This is a genomic window from Mesotoga infera (assembly GCA_011045915.1).
Taxonomy (GTDB): Bacteria; Thermotogota; Thermotogae; order Petrotogales; family Kosmotogaceae; genus Mesotoga; species Mesotoga infera_D.
This window is the reverse complement of the sequence record DSBT01000090.1, coordinates 1-4,150: the sequence shown is the minus strand read 5'-3', so window position 1 is coordinate 4,150 and position 4,150 is coordinate 1. Positions and strand designations below refer to the sequence as shown.

General features: G+C 47.4%; 3 protein-coding genes, 1 tRNA gene and 1 other RNA gene. 1 reads left to right on the top strand and 4 read right to left on the bottom strand.

What is annotated here, in order from left to right; all coding sequences use genetic code 11:
• Positions 1 to 5: 5 nt before the first annotated feature.
• The 4 genes from ssrA to ENN47_03050 form a co-directional block, all read right to left on the bottom strand.
• Positions 6 to 356: a transfer-messenger RNA gene (ssrA, locus tag ENN47_03065) on the bottom strand.
• A gap of 13 nt (positions 357 to 369) precedes the next feature.
• Entirely contained in the window at positions 370 to 2,079 is a 1,710-nt protein-coding gene (locus ENN47_03060; protein HDP77162.1) for a sigma-54-dependent transcriptional regulator, read from the bottom strand.
• The gene (rsmA, locus tag ENN47_03055; GenBank protein ID HDP77161.1) at positions 2,079 to 2,894 is read right to left on the bottom strand and encodes a ribosomal RNA small subunit methyltransferase A; all 816 of its coding nucleotides are present in this window, start codon (positions 2,892 to 2,894) and stop codon (positions 2,079 to 2,081) included. Before rsmA ends, ENN47_03060 begins: the two co-directional genes overlap by 1 nt.
• Before the next feature lie 77 nt (positions 2,895 to 2,971).
• Positions 2,972 to 3,062: transfer RNA gene (locus ENN47_03050), tRNA-Ser, on the bottom strand.
• Between the two features lie 99 nt (positions 3,063 to 3,161).
• On the opposite strand from ENN47_03050, the gene ENN47_03045 reads away from it, so the two are divergent.
• On the top strand, positions 3,162 to 4,150 hold a 989-nt coding region (locus ENN47_03045; protein HDP77160.1), incomplete at its 3' end, for a phosphoglucosamine mutase.

The window sequence follows — 4,150 nt, the reverse complement described above, 5'->3', positions numbered from 1 at the left end:
TGCCTTGGTGGAGGCGGCGAGAGTCGAACTCGCGTCCGAAACCAAATTCCTTGCAGGCTCTCCGAGCGCAGCCTGTGATCATCGTCAACAGTCAAGACTTCACAGGCAGAGTCCGACTGTCCTAGCCCCTAAGTGTCCCCGAGAATTCGGAGCAGATCCACGGGTAAGGTCTGATTTTCTGACGCCCTTCATAGCCCACCAGACCAAAAAGCTATTCGGACGGCTACTTATTAATTATTAAGCAGCAAGTGCAAATTCGTTATTGGCATTTCTGCTTGTCCGGTTTTTTGACGCGGCTCCGGGACCTCGGCTCGCTCCTTCAAGTTCATTGACCCCGTCGAAACCGTTTCGCCCCCAATGATAATTATATCATCGGTCTATTTGGTTGTCAGCGAGACCGTACTTTTCAAGCTTATAGTATAGACTCCTTATGCTTATCCCCAGTTCGTTTGAAGTCTTTGTCTTATTCCAGTCGTTTCTTTCGAGGGCTGCCCGGATAATCTCTTTTTCATAGTCTTCCATTAACACTGTCAGGCTTCCCATAGGCAGTTCGCCGTGCTTCTCAGGTCTTTCAATGACTCCCTTTATGTGAAAAGGCATTATTGTCTTCTCTTCGAGTTCCATGCTGATCATTGCCCTACCGATGACGTTCTCGAGCTCCCTAACGTTGCCAGGCCAATCATGTTTCCTAAACAGCGTTAGGACGGCCGGATCAATGCCCGCGACCATCCTGCCATACTCCTGATTGAGCCGCATTACTACCAGTCTTGCAATCTCGGGAATGTCCTCAGGTCGCTCCCTCAAAGAAGGGATGAATATGGGAACTACGTTCAAACGGTAGTACAGATCGGGAAGAAACTCTCCGGCCGCCACAAGCTTTTCCAGACTGACATTCGTTGCGGCGATCACCCGTACATCCAGTTTGACTGTCTCATTTCCTCCAACGGGCTTAATCTCTTTATCCTGAAGGAATTTCAGGAATTTCGACTGGACCGAAAGACTCATCTTCGCGACTTCATCCAGGAATACCGTTCCCCCGTTTGCTTCCTGAAGAAGTCCCTTCTTTCCACCGCGGCGCGCTCCCGTAAAGGCTCCTTCGACATAACCGAAGAGCTCTGATTCAAGCAGAGTTTCGGGCAGCGCTGCACAGTTCACACTAATGAAGCTCGCATCGCGTCTATCACTTGAATGGTGTATTGCGTGTGCAAAGAGCTCTTTCCCGGTACCACTCTGACCGTTAAGCAAAACCGTTGCCTTTGTGATTGAGACTTTCCTCGCCTGATCTATTGCGACCTGCATCAGTTTGGACGATCCGGCGATGTCATCGAAGGTGTACTTTGCCTTCATGTATCTCAGAAGCCTCTTCGTATCTTCAAGCTCTCTAGCAAGTCTTTCGATTTCGGATATGTCGTGGATAACGGCCACGCTTCCTTTGAATGAGCCTTTCACGAAGAGCGGCGTGACATTTACCAGTACTTCTTTCTTGTTTGGACCGACCTTGAGCCTCGCATTGTATATAGGCTTCCTTGTTCTCGCCACTTCCAGATGAAGCGAGGAACCCTCCGCTATGTCGACAGTTGCCATCTTTCCAATAACGTAATCTGGGCTCATTCCAGTGATTCTTGTGTAAGCTTTGTTTACGAGAACGATCTTCCCCTTTTCATCGGCAACGGAAATTGCATCATAAGTACTGTCAATAATCGAAGTCAGAAGCCCTTCCATTTCTTTATGATTTATAACTTCCTCGGCCATTTTCTCGACGTTTGTAATATCTCGAAAGACGGCCATTGCCGCGTGAACAAGTCCGTTAGAATTGACGATCGGGAACCTCGAGGTGACTATTGTCTTGTCTTTAAGGTACTGAATTCTATTCAGCTCTGCTTCGCCGCTTTTCAAGACGATATGGAGCCTTGTGTTTGGTATGGTCTCTCTAACGGAAGCTCCTGATGCATCTTCTCCGTCTATTCCCAGAATATTGAGTGCCTCGTCATTTATGAAGGCTATTGTCTCGTCTGAATCGACGACGATTATTCCCTCGATAAGTGAATTCAGAATCTTTTCGAAAAGCTCTCTTTCCATTACTCACCCGTTTTCGGGTTCACACCACCTTCGGGATACACATTCCTGAACAGTCTAACAAAATCCTCCTTGTTCAGCTCTTCGGCCCTCACGTCTGCCCCGATTCCAGACGACTGCAACAGATTCTCAGGAAACTCGACCAGACCCTCCAGATTGTTCTTTAGCTTCTTGCGTCTCTGAGAGAAACATTGCCTGACAAATCTCCTGTAAACCGTTCTTTCCGCTCTTTCAATCGGAGCATTTTCGAGCAGCGAAAGCCGAATTACCATGGAGTCTACCTCAGGCTGAGGAATAAACTCCTTTTTCGAGACATGGAAGAGTTCCGTTACTTCAGCAAACGTGTTGACGTTCACCGTCAGTATACCGTATTCCTTAGTTCGAGGTGTTGCGGTCAATCTGTCGGCATACTCCTTCTGAACCATCAAGACTGCCTTATCAAAAGTCGGCCCTTCAAACATGATTCTTTCAATAATTGGAGAAGTGATGTAGTAGGGGATGTTGGCAACATAGGTTACGGGTTCGGGCAGCGAGCTTAGATCTGCTTTGAGAAAGTCCTCGTACAAGAGTTTGCATCTTTCGCCTTCAAGCTTTTTGTTACCCTCTTCGAATCTTGTGTCGATCTCAAAGCCAATTACATTGAAGCCTCTCTCAAGCAAGACAGCTGTAAGTGAACCTGAACCAACGCCAATTTCGACAACAGTTGAAGAAGCATCCATCTCAACTGAATCGACTATCCTTCTCGAAATTCTGTCGGACTTCAGGAAGTTCTGACCCAAAGCTCTATTAAGCCTTATGTTTATCGATCTTTCTGCCATCATCCCTCCATTTCAGAAAGGGTTCGGAGAAGCTACCCAATCTAAGGAAAAACCCGTCGGAAAGACGGGTGGTTTTCTGGCGGAGAGAGTGGGATTTGAACCCACGGACGAGTTGTGCTCGTCATACGCTCTCCAGGCGTACGCCTTCGACCGCTCGGCCATCTCTCCAACAGTGACAATTATATAGTCCATACTTTGAGTTGTCAACGAGATTCTATGGTAAACTAAATGATAGGTATAGAAATGTTTATATTTAGGGGTGATTTGATGAAAAAGCTGTTCGGAACCGACGGCATCAGGGGAGTTATTAACGAAGAGCTCACGCCCGAACTTGCCATGAAGCTTGGCAACGCAATTGGAAGATACTACCTGGGAAAGTACAACAGGTTTATCATAGCAAAGGATACGAGAAACTCCGGTGATCTTATCGAAAGCGCAATGGCTGCCGGAGCGGCCTCTGCGGGTATGAACGTTGAATTTGCCGGAGTAATTCCCACTCCGGCTCTCGCATACATTACCAAGAAGGAAAACACTCTGGGAGCGGTTATTTCAGCCTCTCACAATCCGGCTGTCTACAACGGAATCAAGGTGCTGGCCAAAGGAATGAAGATTTCAGACGAAGACGAAGTTGAAATTGAGAACCTGATAATAGACAACCCTTACCATTACACAGTCTTCTCCGGAGTCGGGAAGATCCGACAAGTAGACCATTACAGAGATGAGTATATTGATTACGTAGTGGGTCTCTACAAGCGTGAAAAGCTTCCTTCAAAAGGGATCGTTGTCGACGGCGCAAATGGGGCAATTTCGACCGTCATATCGATGGTATACGAAAGCCTAGGCATCAAGGCCGACCTTCGCGGAATCAAACCAAACGGAATAAACATAAACGATGGCTGTGGTTCGCTTTTTCCTGAATACTTGGGAAATTCACTCGACCAAGGGCAAATTGGTGTGCTCTTTGACGGCGACGCCGACAGATGTCTCTTTGTTCTCCCCGGTTCGAGGTTGATAGACGGCGACATGTTGATGGCTCTGAACTCGATTAAGATGGTTAGTCAGGGAAGATTGAAGGGCAACAGAGTTGTTGCAACTGTTATGTCGAATCTAGGCTTCGAGAAATATCTGACTTCCAGAAATCTTGTTCTCGACAGGACGAAGGTCGGCGACAAGTACGTACTTGAGAGAATGCTGAAGACAGGAGGCGTTCTTGGCGGAGAACAGTCCGGACATATCATCTTCCTGGACAGAAGCTC